Genomic DNA, 18,666 nt, shown 5'->3' on the forward strand with positions numbered 1-18,666 from the left:
CAATTACAAATAAGCTATGCAAGCCGAATTTATAAATGCCGTAAGAGAAGCCCGCTTAGAGGATATTAAGTCCTTTTTGGCTCAGCAACCTGTTCTGCTCAATGGAAAAGATCAACGCGGATCAACTGCCTTACTGTTGGCTACCTATTACGGTCATCAGGAAGTAGTGGATTACTTACTCAGTTTAAAACCAGAATTAGATGCCCAAGATCAGGCTGGGAATACCGCTTTGATGGGTGTTTGTTTTAAAGGATATTATCCTATTGCTGAAAAACTGGTAAGCGCCGGTGCCAATGTGAATGCAACCAACTTTAATGGGGCTTCTGCATTGATCTATGCAAGTATGTTCAATAAAGCTGATCTGGTTGCTCTTCTATTGAAAAATAAGGCAGACACCACCCAAAAGGACGAACGCGGATTTACGGCCACAGATCACGCAAAAAGTCAAGGCTATCAAGAAATTGTTGACCTTATCGCCTCCTATGAGTAAAAAAGATCAATTGCAGGTCGGGATCCTACAGCAAGACCTTGTTTGGGAGGATCACGAGGCCAATAGGGACCGCTTTGAAAAAGTACTTGAAGGTTTTGCTTCTGAGTGTGACCTGCTTGTTTTGCCAGAGATGTTCACCACAGGTTTTAGCATGAATGCTGCGGAATTGTGGGAGCCTGTTGATGGGCCTACCACCCAATGGATGCAACAAATGGCAGCCAAATACAATTCAGCAGTTACTGGAAGTATCATCATAAAGCAGGACGATCACTTTTACAACCGACTGCTTTTTGTCTATCCTGACGGGCAGTATAAAACCTATGACAAACGCCATTGTTTTACCCTTGCGGGAGAGCATGAGGTATATACAGCAGGAACCCAGCGTTTACAAGTTGAATTACACGGTTGGCAGATCTGCCCGCTGATCTGTTATGACCTCCGTTTCCCGGTCTGGGCGCGCAATACCTCCAATTATGATTTACTGCTTTATGTTGCTAATTGGCCCAAAGCGCGCATTAAAGCTTGGGATACTTTATTGCAGGCCCGTGCCATTGAGAATATGAGTTATTGTGTGGGAGTGAATCGGATTGGTGAGGACGGCAATGGCTATCCTTATGTAGGACACTCCGCCGTTTACGATCCTTTGGGAGCCCAATTATCTACAACAGATTTTGAAGCGCCTATCGCAGAGATGGTCAGTTTAGATGCAGCCTATCAAGATAAGGTTCGTGACAAATTGCGCTTTTTGAATGATCGCGATTCTTTTACTCTGGAAGTCTAAAGGTCACTTCTCTAACCCAATTGGAGTTCATTTCTTCCGCACCCTCGGTATAGAAAACGGGTTCTGCCTGAGTTTTATCTAAGAAGTTACCGGGATCCCATCGGCCGTTACCATTCAGATCATAAATAACACGGATGTAGTATTCTCCAGGAGCGATGTATTGGAATTTTACCGGTTGAGCGGCTGTGATGTAATAGGAATCATCAAGTTCCCCGTTGGATTTGACCAAATCAACAATGAGTGGGTAGGATTTGGCATTGGCAATATTCACGGTCAAGGTTCCAAAATCACTGTAGTTCTGTGTGCCTACTCTAAAGCTCAGGGTGTCATTTTTGTTTCCAAAATAGTCTGTCAAAGCTCCGGGAAGCATTTCTATATTGTAGGTTTGAGCCTCTGCGTAGTCAAAAGGAAATTCCACAAGATTGTACAAACGGTCTATGCTGTAATCAAACGGAATTTGCATGGAATCCTTATTGGTGATCTTGATGCGGTCTGTTAAGACACTATCTATCGGCGTATCACTGACCAAGGTGAAGGTTTGGTCAAAATCTATACGGCCTGATTTTTCTGCGCGCACATTCAAGGTATCCATATTAAAATCACGCCAGCGCAACACCAAGGTGTCTAAATAACTCTGATTGTAAGCGTGGAATACCAAGCTGTCTGCCTTGATTTTTGGACGAATCCAAAGGCGTAAACTGTCGCGTTCTCTGTCTTTGGTCTGTAAGGTCTCAAAACCAGTTGCGGGTTCTACCATTTCGATCTTTAAACTGTCAGCCTCACCGCGATACCCAAACAACACTTGCCCACCAGAGACTTGAACAGGTCGTTCTAGATTGTACTCCAAAACCTCCTTAAAAAGCGTTAGTTCATAGGTAGTGTCTGCGGGAACTTCAATGAACTCTTCCAAATACCCGATCTTATCTTGCCCAGGTTCAAAGGTGTAATTGAAGTTGGAATCTTTCATGGCGGTCAACAAATAGCGGCCCGCCTTCAAGTTCTCCAAAGAGAATCCTGAGGTGCTGTCCGTAACGTTCGCGATATAATATGGCTTCTCTAAAAAGACCACAGAATCTGTGTAGGTAGAATCAATTTGATACAGCATTACGGTCAACTCCTTCTCTGGCTCGCGTAAAAAGGCATCTTTAACGCGTCCGCTTACAGAAAGACTATCTATATAAGAACCCGTTGAAAAGACGTAGCGGTAATAAGGATATTCGTTGTTCTCATTATTGTCTGCAATACTCTTCCCAAAATTGATGGCGTAGGTGGTATTGGGTTTTAAAGTATCGTTGATCTTGATCTTGATGAATTTGGCCGCACCTAGCGGTGAAATGTCTGGCGGATTGTCAAAGGGAGGTGAGACGATCAATTGTCTAGAGGCGTTATTCAGCCTTACATATTCATCAAAGTAGATGCGAATTTCCTTGGCGTCAAAATTCACGCTGTAATTCTCCGGCACCGTCCGCACCACCACAGGAGGAATAGTATCTCTCGGGCCGCCTTCTGGACTTCCTTTTTTTGCGCATGATGCAGGGCTTAAGGTCAATAGACCAGCGCAAATCAGAATAAGAAAGGCTTTAAGGAAAGCGGGCATGTTCATAATCGGCAAATTAACAACTATCTGGCTTTTTACACGGACAAAACAACTACTTTTTTGGGTTCCGATCTATTCAGAGATAGCAATAGTAGCAAAACTCAGTTTGAAATCCCCTTTGTTTAACAGCACTTTTGCACAGGCTTCTAAAGTGGCGCCGGTGGTGACAATATCATCGACCAATAAAATGTGCATATTCACAGACAATTCCAGTTTGTGATTGACCTCAAAGTGATGTTCGCGTTTAAAACGGCTGCTTCGACCTAATTTTACCAAGGAATGCCTGCTGTCTCTACGAATCAAGGCCTTGCTATTTACGGGTGAATTCAACTGTTGCCCCAGGCTTTGAGCAAACTTTTCCACCTGATTGTAGCCACGTTTGCGTTTTCTTTTATTGCTGAGGGGTACTGGAATGATCAAATCAAAGTGTGTAGCAGGCTTTAATTGTCGCAGCATGGAACCCATCCGCAGACCAAAAAAGACTCCTAATTGTTGTTGACCTTTGTATTTCAATTGATGTAAAAGGCGCTGGGTTAGATTGGTTTTTTCAAAACGCAAGAGTGTAAAGGCACTTTCTATGAGCAAACGCCCGTAGAATTGCCTAACAAAAGCATTATCTTTTATATTCTTCGGGAAGCAAATGGGCAGTTCATTTTGACAATTCACACACAACACCTGTGAACCATCAGAGAGTCTACGGTCACAACCGCAACATAAGTGCGGAAAAAACAGCTTTAACATTTTAGAAAGGATTATTCGCCAAAATGAGGCGTTATATGGGAAGTGACTGCTAACTTTGCATTCTCACAATCAAGGAAATATAATAAATAAATATATTATGAGTACAGAAAACAGCACAACGAAGTTTAAAGTGCTAGTAGGCGTTTTAGCCTTTTTACTTATTGCCCTAGGTATTTACACAGTAAGCTTATACAACAGCAGCCGTGAAACAACCAATAGCCTAACAGAGGATAAAGTAAAGATTGAGTCAGAATTAGAATCGCTCATCAAGGAATACGATGTTGTGATCCAAGAGAACGATATTAAAGACAAGGATCTTCTAGCTGCCAGACAGCGCATTGAAGTTCTTTTGGATTCGGTTAAGGATTCAGAGGCCAATATGGCATTGATCCGTCGTTATCGTTCGGAGATCGGACGTCTAAAAAACGAACGTCTGGAGCTTTTTAAGCGAGCTGATAGTCTTATCGCATTAAATCAAGTCTTGTTGACAGAAAGAGATAGTACCGCGACCATTCTCTCTCAAACATTGAGAACAGTAGATTCCGTAGCCATTGAGAATCAAACCCTAGCCGAGACGGTGGCTAAAGGGGCAGAAGTTAAAGTGGCTGATCTAGCTGCAGAAGCTGTTATTGTTAGAAACAGCGGGCGCATTGTAGATACGCGTAGAGCGAGCCGTGCTGACAAGGTGCGTTCTTGCTTTACCTTGACGGAGAATGCCATTGCCAGCCCAGGAGATCGTTTGCTTTTGGTGCAGGTGATCAACCCTAAGAACAATGTTTTGGGAGATAAGGCTGTAATGAACTTTGAAGATGATACTTCTTTGACTTACAGCGCAACGACTAAGGTGTTTTATGAGAATGAGGAATTGGATGTTTGTGTAATGGTCAATGCTGCCGAGGAAGACTTGGTTAGCGGATTGTACACCATCAACGTTTTTGACGGATCAAAACAAGTAGCTTCAACTACCCTTACCCTCAAGTAAATAAGATCCTTAAAAAAACAGAGCCACTGCGATGCTATCGTAGTGGCTTTTTTTATTTTTGCGCCATGGCACAAAACGACGATCAATTCAAACGCGTTGTATCACACGCAAAAGAGTACGGATATATCTTTGGATCTAGTGAGATCTATGACGGACTGAGCGCAGTCTACGACTATGCGCAAAACGGAGTCGAACTCAAAAAGAACATCAGAGAATACTGGTGGAAATCCATGGTGCAAATGCATCAGAACATAGTGGGGATCGATGCTGCAATCTTAATGCATCCAACCACTTGGAAGGCCTCTGGCCACGTCGATGCCTTTAACGATCCGCTTATTGACAACAAAGACTCTAAAAAGCGTTACCGCGCTGATGTTTTGATTGAAGATTATTGCGAAAAGCTCAATCAGAAAGCACAAAAAGAGATCACCAAAGCCCGCAAGCGTTTTGGAGATAGTTTTGATGAGCAGCAGTTTGTGGAGACCAATCCACGGGTGATCAAATACAAGACGCAGCAGAAAGAGATCATGGAGCGCATGGCGCGTTCTTTAGACAATGAAGACTTGGCCGATGTCAAAGCCTTGATTGAAGAGCTGGGTATTGCAGATCCTGTTTCTGGTTCTAAGAACTGGACCGATGTGAAGCAATTCAATTTGATGTTCGGAACCAAGTTAGGAGCCTCGGCGGAATCAGCTACGGACCTTTACTTACGCCCAGAGACCGCACAGGGAATCTTTGTGAACTTCTTAAATGTGCAGAAGACTGGTCGTATGAAAATTCCTTTTGGGATTGCTCAAACCGGAAAGGCTTTTAGAAATGAGATCGTCGCGCGACAGTTCATCTTTAGAATGCGTGAATTTGAGCAGATGGAAATGCAATTCTTTGTACGTCCTGGAGAAGAGCTTAAATGGTACGAGTATTGGAAAGAGACTCGATTAAAATGGCACCTTTCCCTAGGAATGGGCGCAGAGAATTACCGTTTCCACGATCATGAAAAGCTCGCTCACTACGCCAATGCAGCAGCAGATATAGAGTTTAATTTTCCTTTCGGCTTCAAAGAATTAGAAGGAATTCACTCCAGAACAGACTTTGATCTCAAAGCGCATGAAGAGCATTCGGGTAAAAAGCTACAGTTCTTTGATCCGGAATTGGGTGAGAGCTATGTGCCTTACGTAGTGGAAACCTCTATTGGATTGGATCGTATGTTCTTGGCAGTGCTTTCACACAGTCTGGAAGAAGAGCAATTGGAAGATGGCAATTCAAGAACAGTGCTCAAGTTGCCTGCCGTTTTAGCTCCTGTTAAAGCCGCGGTACTTCCTTTGGTAAAAAAGGACGGTTTGCCAGACTTGGCTAAGTCTCTGGTTGATGAATTGCAGTGGGATTTCAATGTGCTTTACGATGAAAAAGACGCCGTTGGACGCCGCTACCGCAGACAAGACGCATTGGGGACTCCGTTCTGTATTACGGTGGATCACCAATCCTTAGAAGATCAGACGGTAACCATCAGACATCGGGATTCTATGCAACAAGAACGCGTTGCGATTTCTGAGGTCTCAAAAATTATTGGTCAGGCCGTTGCGGTCAAGACATGGATGGATAAGTAATCCCTAGCTACTGAGTAGGCTATTTTTAACAACTTTACTTTCAAGCTTTTAGAGAGATGACTGCTTCTTAATTGATGTAGGTCTCTGAATTATAGTGCTGATAATCAATGCGATATTTGTCAATTTGAGCCAAAATTATTGGTCCAATTCGTTGTTGTTTTAGTGGAAAGCCCTTACATTAGATGACTTTTTAACTAATGTGCTGACTAAAAACTAAACTTTAACATGAGACTGAAAAATTATCTTTCGGTACTGCTGTTGTTATTTGGAGTGTTAACGCTTCAAGCGCAAGAGGGACCGATGTCATTTGGAACAGTAGATAAGATGACTTATGTGGAGCCATTATCCACACGTTCATCATTAATTCCTGCTGTTGATGATCCACGCGAAGTACAAGACGGACGTATCCGTGCTAGCTGGGTTAAGTCTGTTCCTGGAAAAGGAGTAGATTTCAACGCTGAGCTAAACGCTTCAAAGAGAAACATCTTAGAAGGAGCTATTCCTTCAAGAGGTGTTGATTTCTCTTTTACGGCTGCTTTTACTTCCTCTTCTCCAACAGATCCTGCTGGAGCAATTGGACCTAACCACTACTTTGCTGTATTCAACACTGGATTCCGAATTTTCGAAAAAGACGGTACTCCATTGACTGGACAGCTTTCTCCTTTGAACATTTTCCCAGATCCAGGATGTTGTGACCTTACGGTATCTTATGACAACGCTGCAGATCGTTGGGTAGTTACTTTCTTAGGTGGTGGTGCTCAGATCGCTGTATCTGACGGGCCAGACCCAGTAACTTCTGGATGGTTCGTATATGAGGTGTCTACAATTAATGACTACCAAAAACTTTCTGTTTGGAGTGATGGATACTACATCACCGATAACAACGCGAACCCAACACAGCGTATCACCGCTCTTGAGCGTGATGCAATGCTAGCGGGTGACCCTGGAGCTCAGACCATCACTTTTGGTCTTCCAGACATCGCTACTAATGGTTTCTACAGCCCACAGGCATTCAACGTGTCTAACGCTGATCTTCCTGCTACAGGATCTCTTCCTATTGTATTTGTACAAGATGATGCTTTCTCTGGAGTAGATCCAGGAAACGACCACATTGGTCTTTGGGAGATCGACGTGGATTGGGTAACTCCAGGATCTTCTACAGTATCTGGAAAGCAAGAAATTCCACTAGATCCTTTTACTTCTGTATTTGACGGTGGATCTTTCTCTAACCTACCTCAACCAGGTGGTGTATTGATCGATGCGATCCAGTCTACTATTATGAACCAGGCGCAATTCCGCAAGTTCCCAACGTACAACTCTGCAATCTTCAACTTTGTAGAAGACACAGACCCAACTGGTGGTAAACTAGCGGGTATTCGTTGGATCGAACTGCGTCAAGACGGTGACGGACAGCCTTGGTCTTTGTTCCAAGAAGGTACTTACAACGCTCCTGATGGAAAGCACGCTTGGATGGGATCTATGATCATGGACAACCAAGGTAACATTGGTATGGGATACATGGGTATGTCAGGACCAACTACTTCATCTACTGTTTTTGCAAGTAGCTACTTTACTGGTCGTTTGTCTTCAGACCCAGCAGGTACTATGTCTGTAGCTGAGACTTTAATCGAGCCAGGTACTGGAAACTTCCCGAACCTTCGTGCGGGTGACTACAGCAAGATCGATGTTGATCCAACTGACGATCAAACTTTCTACTTCAACAATGAGCAGATCATCTCTGGAGGACGTGCTAACATTGTTGGTGTTTTCAAACTAGCTGCTGAATTTGACAACGACACTGGAGTTGTAGCTATCGTTCAGCCAAGTGACGGAACCTTGAGTACTACTGAGACTGTTGAAGTATTGGTAAGAAACTTCGGTATTCTTCCACAAACTGATATTCCTGTTTCTTTCTCTGTTGACGGAGGAGCGCCTGTAAGTGAGCTTGTTCCTGGTCCTGTTGGATCTGGAGAGACTGTATCTTACACCTTCACTGCAACTGCAGACCTAGGAACACTAGGTACTACCTATACTTTAACGGCTAGAACTGATCTTGCTGGTGATGAGTTCCCAGACAACGATGAGGTTTCTAAAGACGTAACTTACCTAGAGCCAAACGATGTTGGTGTGACTGCATTGAACAGCCCAAATTCAGGTTCTGGATTGACAGCTGCTGAAACGGTAACGGTAACGATCACCAACTTTGGTGGAGAGCCACAAACGTCTATCCCAGTATCTTTCGCAATTGACGGAGGTGCGCCAATCACGGAGACATGGACTGGTTCTATCGCAACTGGTGAGACAGACACTTACACCTTTACTGCTACGGCAGACCTTTCGCTTCTTGCTACTTATGAATTCGTAGTAGGAACTTCTTTGGCTGGTGATGCTGATACTACAAACGATGCGATCACTGTTGAGGTTGAGAACACCGTTTGTCAACCAGAAAGTGATTGTGCTGGATTTGGTGATGGTGTGACCATGCTTCAATTGGCAGATCAAGACATTACAGTAGACTGTAGTGATTCTGGATATTCAGACAACACAGATATCGTATTTACCTTCATGCTAGAAGACAATCCATTTGATGGAGTACTTCAAATGGGATGGCCAGATTCATCTTACGCAATGTGGATTGACTGGAACGATAACTTTGTATTTGAACCAACAGAGATCGTTGAGACTGGAAGTGTTGCAACAGCTGACACTGACTTCCCATTCAACATTGATCTATCTGTATTCCCAGGTTTGAATACTGGTGAGCACTTGATGCGTGTTCGTGGAGAAGATACTGACCAAGCTGGTAACGTATTGGATCCTTGTGACGATCTTGCATTTGGTAGAACAAACGACTTTACTGCAAACGTAACTGGAGTATTGGGTGTAGATGAGCAAGGTATTGCAGATGCTGACCTTATCATCACTAGCTCAAACCAAGAAGTGTTTGAAATTACTTTGAGCAACCCTCAAATTACAAGCGACCTAAACATTCAGGTACATAACGTAATGGGTCAAAAGATTCTTTCTAATATGATTTCTAATCAGGGAGGAACTTTTACCTACACATTAGATATGTCTTACGTATCTACAGGCGTTTACTTAGTACGTGTTGGTAATGCCAAGTACGGAAAGGTTAAGCGTATTATAGTTAAGTAATTAACTAACCAACCAACCCTAGAAGGCGGAATTTTTATTCCGCCTTTTTTTGTATCTCAGAAATACTGACGGGACTCGCCATATCGCAACGGTTCATACGTCTAAGACGGCTAAATTTTACCCAAACTTCCAATTGATCTTTTTTGAATTCTTCTTTTAGGTCGATGGGATCCAAGTATTCGTTCTCCAATTTAATCACCACAGGACAGCCCGCTTCTTGCGGTTGTACAATCACGGTGGCGGCGGTAAATCCTGCTTCGGTCATCATTTGTGTTTTAGCGGCTTTGTCAGCCTCAGAGGTAGTGGTCTGCTGACTCGAATTACAAGAGGCAGAAAGGCAAAAGGCTAAAGCAAAAAGCGCGAGTAATGGTTTCATATGCGGTGGTTTTCAAATGCAAAGTACAAAGAACGTACCGAACTAGAAAAAGGCGCGCAATTGTACGCTTCCTGTATGTATGGCTTTGCTCTGCTCACTTTTTCTCCCAAAGTAGGAGAGGTTTGCATCTAGATATTTGGTGATCTTTTGCTGCAATAAAAGGTTCCAAGTAAAGTTAGTTCCCGGTTGTAAGCCTTCTAGAATTTGATAGGCTACAGGAGAGAATGCACTCCCGCTATAACTGTTATCAATGTAATTGAATTCTGCAGTGATTGAGGAATTCTGCGATTTATTATAGGCAAAAAGCACGGTGAACCGATGTTGGTCTAGGGCTTCTTCTCCCAAGCCATTGGACTTACCGGTAAAGGTGTAGCCTACGTCCAAGCGCGTGGTTTTATTCCACAAGTAAGAGAGTTTTGGATTATAGGTCTCCGTTTGAATCTCAAAGTTCCTGCTGGGGAAGTTCTCTGCCAAGCTTTCACTGTCAGACCAAGTGCTTCTCGCGTTAAGCAGAAAGAAGGTGCCTATCTTGTGATTGAAATTAAGCTGATGACTCCTGATTCTGTTTTCTTGTAAACCTGTGGCCAGTAAATTCTTGTTTGCTGTGCTGAGGTAGGTATAACTCGTTGTATATCGTTGCTTCCCCCGATTGAAGAACAGCACATTCTTAAAGTTGAGTTGAAGCCCCAATTGATCGTCTCCGGCATCTTCAAACGGGTTGATCTTGAATCGGCCTTCATTTCTGCGCACACTGCGATCAATTAAATAAGAGGCTTGGTTGTAGAATTGAGAAAGGATCTTTTTAAACTTGTTCTCGCTGTTGGTCCATTGCTTGGGTTGCAAAGTGATACTTTGACTAAAGGCGTTTTGATTGATGGGGACAAAGGTTCTGTTGGGCAGCAGCACGCGCACGTACTCGGCTTCATCTTGGAATTGGGCGATCTCAAACTCATCCAATTCCTGAATTCCGTTCTCGTTATAATCGTTCCAGGTATAGATTCCTTGTCCGGGTTCAACGGCCACATAAGTGAATTCTTGCTGCGGAATCACCCCACTGTTGGATTCAAAAAGCGTAGTCCCCACTACAGCACCTTTCCAAAGGCGTTGGTTGTAACTCAAACGCCCGTTGAGCACTTGTTCATCGGGCATCTCTGTTTGATCAAAACGCGTGCGTCGGAAATTGGCAATCAGGCTTAATTGCGTGGCCTGCGTATTGAAGATCTTGGTCTTTGCATAGTAAGATTCTGCGCTGGCAACGCGTTGCAATTGATTGCTCACCACACTATCCGTAACGCGGTTGATATAACCGATCTCCACATAAACTTTGGTGGAATCTCCAACTCCAGCATAGGCCTGATATTCCGTGAATTTTTGACTCAAAGGAGTTAGGGAATCGTTGGGTGTGGCTCGTTGTTGGTTATCCTCAAAATTGAACTTACCACCCACCCAATAGGCGCCAAAATTTTGACGAGTATTGACAAACACACGGGCAAACTCCGACTTTAAACTGTCTCCGGAACTGCTCAGTACACTGGCATTGATGAAAGCTAGAGTGTTTTTATGCTTGAGATTGCTGTTGAGAACGTGTCTGGTACCGTTAAAGCTTCCGTCAAAGTCTAAATACTGAAATTCATAACGAGCTGCCCCCCATTTTTTTAATGCGCCTTCTAAACCACCAATGGCATAGGTTTGATCTCCTGTGGGCATGAGTAGGTTCCAATCTCGGGTAAATTCCACATTAAACAAACGTTCAATGGATTGATATTCCTCTTGCAGGTAATTGACGTTGGCAAAAGCATCCAAACGCGTGGCTAGACTGTCTTTGCGCACCAAAGATTGCGCTAAGGTTAATCGTGTGGCGAGTCCATTGTTGTCATTATCATCAATATCAGAAAATAGATTCCGGTCGCTTCTACTGGCACTGAGTTCAAAACCAATTTGCGTTTTTTCAGTTGGGCTGTAACTTCCGTGAATACCGCCTACTTGCAGTAGTGTTGGAGCTACCAATGGCACCACAGGTTCATAATCTCCTTGAGGCACTCCTCCTACGGGAGGCACGAATTCAAAGATCCTACTGATGGTATTTTCTGATTGGATCACGTAGTTTCCGTTATTGGCTCCAACAAATGAAAAGCGCACATTGAAAAGTTCATCATCTGGATTGTCTGAGAATACAAAGGCCTCAATGCCAGCAATGGTTTCTCTTCGGTATAGAATTTTATTTTCTGAAAAGGTATCTGGCACAGCTGATGGTGCGTTCATTAAACTGAGATCGTCTCCTGCGTTTTGAAGTACACCGACCTGTTCTTCTGTCAAGTTTTGTTGTAAGGGTTGATTTTTAGCGTCGGATTCGCTGTAGGCATAAGCGCTGATCTGAAAGTTATCATTGCTGTAACCGCCGTTTCCGTAACCGATAAAGCGCGTGTAGTTGCGGTCCGTGAATTGATATTCCACTACGATTCGCATGGAAGCATTTATAGGGAAGGTTGGGTTGAATCTGACCTCTCCCGCATTGTAATCAATTACGTAGTCTTTGTTCTCGCCGCGCTCCAAAAGCAGTCCGTTCACAAAGACGCGTTCACTACCAGAAATGATCAAAATGAACAATTCCCCGTTTGGACCGACCAGTTTATAAGGTCCTTGGTTTCCTTCTTGTCCCGCAAAGGTACTTCTGCTAAAAACCCCTCGAACCAAAGCGCCAGCAACTCCAAAATGAGTCTTGCTGCTGTCTTTATGCGTTAGTGTTCCACCAATGGAGATCCCTTGGATCTTTTTGGTGAAGTTTCCAAAATAGGTTCCGCTTTGATTCAGGTTGATATCACCAGCTCGAATGTTCCAATTCTTGCCATATAATTCTACAAAGATCTGGTCAAACTCGTCGAGATTTTGGGAGTAACCTCCTTCTTGAGTAGGAATATTTGCATCTTGAATGGAGGCGCGAATGGAAACCTTTTCACTCAGCCGACCGGTGATCTGTAGATCCAATTCTGAATTGACCACCGCATTCTGATTGTTTCCAATGGTGACCCCTCGGGTAATGCTCCCGTTGGCATTCAGGCCTTGAAAAGGGGTGCTGTTACGGCGGGTTGTGGCTTGTTGTAAACTGTACAATCGGTCTATATTGCCCGAATTACTCACAATCAAATTCGGGTCCAGGTTGGCGTATCTGCGCGTTAAGAATTGGGGATAGCGTTGGTATCGGATCTCAATACTATCTGTTTGAACGGAGCTATTCAAGCGCAGTGTGGCACGTGTAAAATCCATTTGATAGTCCGAGGGTTCTAGCCGAGTTCCATCCGAAGAAAACACCTCAAAAAAACTTGGATTCACACTAACGGAATCAACGGTAATACTATCACTCTTTGCTACTCGAATACTACGACGCAGGCCTTCTTGAGCAAAGAGGCTCTGGCCCGTGAAAAGCAGCCCGATAAGGAGTAGTATTAACCTCAAATATTGTAATCTTTTGGCGGAGTTTGAAACCTTTTATAAATGCAGTTAACAATACCCGCCCATTGGCATGACGAATCTATTGGATTTAACGCGATATCCCCTTTGTTATTTTGCGATTGCATAGCCAATAACCAACCCAAAGCCTGTGTTTTTAACTTCAAAACCAGGGATGCCTTCAAAGAGTTGACGCCCCGTAGGATACCAGAACAAAGAGGCGAACAAACGATCGATCTGATAGGTTGCAGAGATGCCTACGGTTCCTGTAGATGTTTTTCCTTCAAATTCAATATTACTTCCGGTTTCTGTATACAAGGGTTTAGATAAATTCAGCCCAAAATAATATCCAGCACCAAAGCGGAGTTGTTCATCTTGACCCGTAAAGAAACCGTATTGTAATTCTAAGCCTGCGAGTATGGTTTGTTCTTCTAGAGTTACCCGTCTGGCTAAACTCTCATCTAAAAACCCAAAGGTCTCCTCAAAATCGTAGTTCAGGCTGTGATAACGCAAACTCGTATTGATGATGATCTCATTAGAAATAGCTGGAATGATGTATTTGACATTCACACCGAGCGTTGGTGTAACTCCAAATTGCTTGGCCTCCGCATTGGAGCGGGTGATATTTACGCTATTAAAATTCGCTCCACCAAAAACATCAAATCCAAAACGGTTGGAAAGCACACGCCCGCTTTGTTCGCTGCCGCTTTTATCTAGGCATCTGTTGAGCTTTCTAAAAAAGCTGATCAGTTGTGTGCGCTCATAATTCTCAGGAACTTTCAGGTTTGCTTGACAGGTATTGAGGGCTTGAAGCTGTCTTCGGTAGGCATTGTTGCCCACAATAACGGACTCGCTGCCCGGTTTTAAAGCAGCTTTAAAATTGAGCGAGTTAATGGTCTGCCCGTTGTCATCAGAATAAAAGAAAGCCTTGTAAACATCATCAAAATACTCGTAGAGGGTGTAAGGACCTGTTAAGAGTTCGCGCAATAATACGGTCTGAGTAGTGAAATTAAAGTTGGAATCAGCGGTGAGATCCTCCAAGCGTTCTGAGCTTTTATCAAAGGTCACGTTACGTCTCACAAAACGCAAAGATCCGTCGGCACCAAACTCTTGGATCTCATTTATAGGAATCTCGGAGACCTCCTCTCCGTTCTTGACCATAAGTACTTCATTAGACCAACTGCGCCATTCTTTCTTTTCAATTTGAGTTTCGTAACGTTTGCCGTCATTATCTATGTAGTAGCCCGGCATAAATCGAACTTGAGCAGTAAGACCAATCACACTAAAAAGGCTTAAAAGTAGCAGTGCGCGTATTTTCATAAGGACAAATAATTGAGTTAAAGTTAAAGATACAGCGCTAATTTCAATTCCTTAAAATTTAGATGCAATAGTTTCCTTAATGGTCTGGGTGTTCCCGAGCATAGTTCTTAACTTCGCTAAAACAAGAAGTAAAACCCATGAAGATCATCTCCTATAATGTCAACGGTATCCGCGCAGCTATGAACAAGGGCCTTACGGACTGGTTGCAGGCCGCGAATCCGGATGTGTTTTTAATTCAAGAGACCAAAGCCATGCAAGAGCAGGTAGATACAGCTGCCTTAGAAGCGGCGGGTTATCCTTATCACTATTGGTTCAGTGCAGAAAAGAAAGGCTACAGTGGAGTAGCAGTGCTTTGCAAAGAAGAACCCAAAAATGTGGTCTACGGAACTGGGATCGATTATATGGACAGCGAAGGGCGTAACCTGCGTGTGGATTTTGAAGATGTCTCTGTGATGAGTCTCTATTTGCCGAGTGGAACCAATGATGCCCGTCTTGGATTCAAGTTCAAGTATATGGATGACTTTAGAGCCTATATTGATGGGTTGCGAGAAGAAGTACCCAACTTAGTGATCGGGGGAGACTACAACATCTGTCACGAAGCTATTGATATTCACGATCCCGTGCGCAACAAAAAGGTTTCTGGTTTCTTACCCGAAGAACGCGCTTGGCTCGATGCCTTTATGAAGAGTGGTTTTGTGGATTCATTCAGACACCTCAATAAAGAACCGCATAACTACACCTGGTGGAGTTACCGCGCCAATTCAAGAGCCAATAACAAAGGCTGGCGCATTGACTACAATTTGGTTTCAGAACCATTGAAAGAGAACATTAAACGCGCGGTGATCTTATCAGAAGCGGTACACAGTGATCACTGTCCGCATATGGTAGAGCTTGGATTTTAACGAATAAATTGCATTTGAATGAGATATAAAGAACTTCCTGGAACTGGAATTGAAGTAAGTAAGATCTGCCTGGGTAGCATGACTTGGGGCGAGCAAAATTCTCTAGAAGAAGGTTTTGCGCAGATGGATATGGCCTTGGATATGGGTGTTAATTTTATTGACACTGCAGAGATGTATTCTGTGCCGGGCCGTGCAGAAACTCAGGGAAGCACAGAGACCATCATTGGAAATTGGTTTGCCGAGCGTGGGAATCGTGACAAAGTGATCTTGGCCACCAAGATCGCAGGGCCGAGTCCTACTTTTAAACACATTAGACCCAATCTTGGTTTTTCTGCGGATGCTTTAGAGGACGCCTTACACAAATCTTTGACGCGTTTGCAGACAGATTATATCGACCTTTATCAACTCCATTGGCCAGAAAGAGCGGTCAATATTTTTGGGGTTCGCGATTATAACCACACGCCCAATGCACGTTGGGAAGACAATATTGGGGAGATCTTAGATCGATTGGAAGGGCATGTAAAGTCTGGGAAGATCAGACATATTGCCGTGAGTAATGAAACGCCTTTTGGATTGATGCGCTATATGGAAGAGCACCGTAAGGGGAAACTAAAGATCGTATCTACCCAAAATGCTTACAGCTTATTGCAGCGCAGAGATGAGATTGGCCTATCTGAAGTATTGCAAATGGAAGACATCGGTTATTTGGCCTATTCGCCCTTGGCCTTCGGAGTGCTTTCTGGAAAGTATTTGAACGGAGCCATGCCGGCAGGAGCTCGTGTGACCTTGTTTCCTAATTACAATCGATATAACTCAGACGCCTCTTTAGCCGCTACGCAAGAGTATAAGAATATTGCAGAAAAGCACGGTATGAGCCTCACTCAAATGGCGCTTGCCTTTGTGAGCGACAGACCGTTTATGACCTCAAACATCATTGGTGCGACCAGTTTGGAGCAATTAAAAGAGAATATTGAAAGTATTGATATTCAACTTTCTGATGAGGTAATCCGCGCCATCAACGAGGTACACAGCAAAATGCCGAATCCAGCGGCTTAGTACGTTATATAGATATATCCAGAAAGATCTTTTCTGCCTTCTATTTTAAACACGTAATAATAGGTTCCAACAGGTAATGGTTCGCCACGGTTGCCCAAAGTAGTGCGTCCGCGGGAGATTCCGTCAAAGGAGTTGTCATAGTTTCTTTTGCGGAAAACTTCAACACCCCAGCGATTAAATATCACCAATTCATTAGTCGGTAATCCTTCAACACCTTCTATCACAAGAAAGTCGTTCAAGCCATCACCGTTAGGGGAGAGCGCTTGATAAACTAGAACACTGCCGTCCGCCTTTTGAACAGAACCCAAAGTCAAGGCCGCGTAGTTGTCCGGTCTGAAGGGTTCTGAGGTGATTGTCCCGTTGTTTAGATCTCCGCTTACATCGGTGTTCCCCAAGTCAATCCACTTTTCTAAAGAAGGATCAAAACCTACAACACGCAAATTCTCAACTTCTGCTGCGATAGCATCGGCGCCACTTTCATCGTCCCAACTTAAAGTCGCGGTTGTTTCCGTGGATGCATTAAGATCCCAATACTCCTCAACGTTGATCACGGCCAAACTCGGAACAAAGTTATCTGTGTCAAAGTTGCCGCTGAGCGTTGTTGGGAAGTTCGGATCTTCAAAAAAGTAGGCCGCACGATAAACCGTGGTGGTGAATTCTTCAGGGCTTACACGTAAACTTCTCAACTTAGAATCATCTCCAACGGGAAATACAAAATCAAGATCTCCAGTGTAAGTAGAATAACCGTCAATATGGTTGTCATCAGATTCTCCTAAATAGACGCTGTCCGGGCCAAAATCCAAGCTTATTACAGGCGTGTCTCTAGGCGTGAAAATACGTCCATTGGTAAACTCCAGCAGTTCTGCAACACCTAGGTTAACCTGCAAAGAAAGGTCGTTGAGTACATCAACTTCCACCGTATTAAAGATCACTGGATTGAAACCAGAGACCTGTAAGGTGCGATCTTGATGGTAGAATCCAGCAAAACCTGGATTATCATCAAAATTTCCGTCGTTGATCACATCTGTGTGAAACCCAATAGCGGCCTCTTCATGCACCTTCACATTGCCAAAATTGTGAAAGCCATCTTGGGCAAACCCAAGCGCAGTACTCAATAAAAGTATATATAAACTACGCATGGCTCTTATTTGTAAGCGGTGAACAAGACAACTACGCTTTCGCTATTGATGTCTGAGGGTTGCACATTGTTCACTGGGTTTCCACTACTAGCTGTTATTGTTCCTAAGGTATAGGTTACCGTTAAGTCAAAACCGTCGGTATTAAATGTTGAGAGGCTCGCTGTGATCTTACCAAGTGAGTCACCATTTTGATTCCCATAGCGTAAACCGATACAGTTTGAACTCGATGAGAATCTAGAGATGTCGTTGATCGAATTACCGCTTCCGCCAACATAGATAACTTGTTGTGTAATGCCTCCAGTATCATTGCGTGCAAACCCGTTCATGGTTCCGAAGGAATTGCTGATACCGCGAGCGTTGTTTCCAACTCCATTGTCAGTGTCAATATCCAAGCTTTCTATGTTTGCGTGTGCTACAAAGGTCACTTGAGAAGGCTCAAAGGGTAAACCGTCCACTGTGGTTGTCCCGGAGGCAGAGATGATAAACATTCCTGTGTAAACAGTTGGCCCGTCATCAGTTGCAGCAACAGATAGGTCATAGTCATTTCCAGATGCAGTAACAGTAACCGAACCATCTGTTGAGGTGATGGTTTGCAGTTCGTTGGTAGCATCGGCATCGGCATCATCTACGTTAAGCGTGATGGTGTTTCCATCTTCGATCTCAATATTACCAGCGGTACCGTCGGTAGAGATTTCCTGATCGTCCGTGCTTACCCCTGAGATGTCGATGGATTGATCACCACCTCCGTCAGTTACGGTAAGGGTAGTTCCATCAAAAGCGATTCCGGTGTTGAATTCGTTGGTTGCATCAGCATCGGCATCATCTACGTTAAGCGTGATGGTGTTTCCATCTTCGATTTCAATATTACCCGCAGTACCATCGGTAGAGATTTCCTGATCGTCCGTGCTTACCCCTGAGATATCGATGGACTGATCGCCACCACCGTCAGTTACGGTAAGGGTAGTTCCATCAAAAGCAATACCTGTGTTGAATTCGTTGGTAGCATCAGCATCGGCATCATCAACGTTTAAGGTAATGGTGTTTCCATCTTCGATTTCAATATTACCCGCAGTAC

Annotated in this window: 14 protein-coding genes; 7 read left to right on the plus strand and 7 right to left on the minus strand. The window is 43.8% G+C overall.

Features of this window, described 5'->3' with window-relative positions; all coding sequences use genetic code 11:
- Positions 1-16: 16 nt before the first annotated feature.
- The gene (locus tag POW22_RS03640; protein WP_272831260.1) at positions 17-490 is read left to right on the plus strand and encodes an ankyrin repeat domain-containing protein; all 474 of its coding nucleotides are present in this window, start codon (positions 17-19) and stop codon (positions 488-490) included.
- Positions 483-1,271, plus strand: a complete 789-nt coding sequence (locus POW22_RS03645) for an amidohydrolase (protein ID WP_272831261.1) — start codon at positions 483-485, stop codon at positions 1,269-1,271. The genes POW22_RS03640 and POW22_RS03645 overlap by 8 nt, the downstream gene beginning before the upstream one ends.
- Here the strand turns inward: POW22_RS03645 and POW22_RS03650 are convergent.
- Together POW22_RS03650 and POW22_RS03655 are read right to left on the minus strand one after the other, a co-directional pair.
- Entirely contained in the window at positions 1,255-2,874 is a 1,620-nt protein-coding gene (locus tag POW22_RS03650) for an Ig-like domain-containing domain (RefSeq protein ID WP_272831262.1), read from the minus strand. The genes POW22_RS03645 and POW22_RS03650 overlap by 17 nt on opposite strands.
- 66 nt (positions 2,875-2,940) lie before the next feature.
- Complete coding sequence (locus POW22_RS03655; RefSeq protein WP_272831263.1) at positions 2,941-3,609, minus strand: ComF family protein; 669 nt, start codon at positions 3,607-3,609, stop codon at positions 2,941-2,943.
- 97 nt (positions 3,610-3,706) lie between these two features.
- Between POW22_RS03655 and POW22_RS03660 the strand changes: the two genes are divergently transcribed.
- The 3 genes from POW22_RS03660 to POW22_RS03670 all read left to right on the plus strand — a co-directional run bounded on the left by POW22_RS03660 (position 3,707) and on the right by POW22_RS03670 (position 9,351).
- The gene (locus POW22_RS03660) at positions 3,707-4,591 is read left to right on the plus strand and encodes a V-type ATP synthase subunit I domain-containing protein (protein WP_272831264.1); all 885 of its coding nucleotides are present in this window, start codon (positions 3,707-3,709) and stop codon (positions 4,589-4,591) included.
- A gap of 65 nt (positions 4,592-4,656) precedes the next feature.
- Positions 4,657-6,195, plus strand: a complete 1,539-nt coding sequence (locus POW22_RS03665; protein WP_272831265.1) for a glycine--tRNA ligase — start codon at positions 4,657-4,659, stop codon at positions 6,193-6,195.
- A 225-nt stretch (positions 6,196-6,420) separates the two neighbouring features.
- Complete coding sequence (locus POW22_RS03670) at positions 6,421-9,351, plus strand: T9SS type A sorting domain-containing protein (RefSeq protein ID WP_272831266.1); 2,931 nt, start codon at positions 6,421-6,423, stop codon at positions 9,349-9,351.
- A gap of 34 nt (positions 9,352-9,385) precedes the next feature.
- Here POW22_RS03670 and POW22_RS03675 read toward each other — a convergent pair whose 3' ends face one another.
- The 3 genes from POW22_RS03675 to POW22_RS03685 form a co-directional block, all read right to left on the minus strand.
- Positions 9,386-9,727 carry a hypothetical protein gene (locus POW22_RS03675; protein WP_272831267.1) on the minus strand — a complete coding sequence of 114 codons (342 nt, stop codon included), beginning with the start codon at positions 9,725-9,727 and terminating at the stop codon, positions 9,386-9,388.
- Between the two features lie 42 nt (positions 9,728-9,769).
- Complete coding sequence (locus tag POW22_RS03680; protein ID WP_272831268.1) at positions 9,770-13,180, minus strand: hypothetical protein; 3,411 nt, start codon at positions 13,178-13,180, stop codon at positions 9,770-9,772.
- 105 nt (positions 13,181-13,285) lie between these two features.
- Positions 13,286-14,494: a hypothetical protein gene (locus POW22_RS03685; RefSeq protein WP_272831269.1), complete on the minus strand. Its 1,209-nt coding sequence runs from the start codon at positions 14,492-14,494 to the stop codon at positions 13,286-13,288.
- A 137-nt stretch (positions 14,495-14,631) separates the two neighbouring features.
- On the opposite strand from POW22_RS03685, the gene POW22_RS03690 reads away from it, so the two are divergent.
- Both POW22_RS03690 and POW22_RS03695 read left to right on the plus strand, forming a co-directional pair.
- Positions 14,632-15,396: an exodeoxyribonuclease III gene (locus POW22_RS03690; RefSeq protein WP_272831270.1), complete on the plus strand. Its 765-nt coding sequence runs from the start codon at positions 14,632-14,634 to the stop codon at positions 15,394-15,396.
- 18 nt (positions 15,397-15,414) lie between these two features.
- The gene (locus POW22_RS03695; protein ID WP_272831271.1) at positions 15,415-16,452 is read left to right on the plus strand and encodes an aldo/keto reductase; all 1,038 of its coding nucleotides are present in this window, start codon (positions 15,415-15,417) and stop codon (positions 16,450-16,452) included.
- Here POW22_RS03695 and POW22_RS03700 read toward each other — a convergent pair.
- Positions 16,449-17,591 carry a T9SS type B sorting domain-containing protein gene (locus POW22_RS03700; protein ID WP_272831272.1) on the minus strand — a complete coding sequence of 381 codons (1,143 nt, stop codon included), beginning with the start codon at positions 17,589-17,591 and terminating at the stop codon, positions 16,449-16,451. The two genes, POW22_RS03695 and POW22_RS03700, sit on opposite strands and share 4 nt — an antisense overlap.
- 5 nt (positions 17,592-17,596) lie before the next feature.
- Positions 17,597-18,666 (minus strand): hypothetical protein (locus tag POW22_RS03705; RefSeq protein ID WP_272831273.1); only part of this gene is annotated, 1,070 nt, incomplete at its 5' end.

Origin of the sequence: Gilvibacter sediminis (genome assembly GCF_028561565.1) — a bacterium.
Classification (GTDB): domain Bacteria; phylum Bacteroidota; class Bacteroidia; order Flavobacteriales; family Flavobacteriaceae; genus Gilvibacter; species Gilvibacter sediminis.

What these genes read in the sequence shown, in the direction of transcription:
- POW22_RS03640 (WP_272831260.1), top strand. Translation starts at nt 17, where the DNA reads ATGCAAGCCGAATTTATAAATGCCGTAAGAGAAGCCCGCTTAGAGGAT.
- POW22_RS03645 (WP_272831261.1), top strand. Translation starts at nt 483, where the DNA reads ATGAGTAAAAAAGATCAATTGCAGGTCGGGATCCTACAGCAAGACCTT.
- POW22_RS03650 (WP_272831262.1), bottom strand. Translation starts at nt 2,874, where the DNA reads ATGAACATGCCCGCTTTCCTTAAAGCCTTTCTTATTCTGATTTGCGCT.
- POW22_RS03655 (WP_272831263.1), bottom strand. Translation starts at nt 3,609, where the DNA reads ATGTTAAAGCTGTTTTTTCCGCACTTATGTTGCGGTTGTGACCGTAGA.
- POW22_RS03660 (WP_272831264.1), top strand. Translation starts at nt 3,707, where the DNA reads ATGAGTACAGAAAACAGCACAACGAAGTTTAAAGTGCTAGTAGGCGTT.
- POW22_RS03665 (WP_272831265.1), top strand. Translation starts at nt 4,657, where the DNA reads ATGGCACAAAACGACGATCAATTCAAACGCGTTGTATCACACGCAAAA.
- POW22_RS03670 (WP_272831266.1), top strand. Translation starts at nt 6,421, where the DNA reads ATGAGACTGAAAAATTATCTTTCGGTACTGCTGTTGTTATTTGGAGTG.
- POW22_RS03675 (WP_272831267.1), bottom strand. Translation starts at nt 9,727, where the DNA reads ATGAAACCATTACTCGCGCTTTTTGCTTTAGCCTTTTGCCTTTCTGCC.
- POW22_RS03685 (WP_272831269.1), bottom strand. Translation starts at nt 14,494, where the DNA reads ATGAAAATACGCGCACTGCTACTTTTAAGCCTTTTTAGTGTGATTGGT.
- POW22_RS03690 (WP_272831270.1), top strand. Translation starts at nt 14,632, where the DNA reads ATGAAGATCATCTCCTATAATGTCAACGGTATCCGCGCAGCTATGAAC.
- POW22_RS03695 (WP_272831271.1), top strand. Translation starts at nt 15,415, where the DNA reads ATGAGATATAAAGAACTTCCTGGAACTGGAATTGAAGTAAGTAAGATC.
- POW22_RS03700 (WP_272831272.1), bottom strand. Translation starts at nt 17,591, where the DNA reads ATGCGTAGTTTATATATACTTTTATTGAGTACTGCGCTTGGGTTTGCC.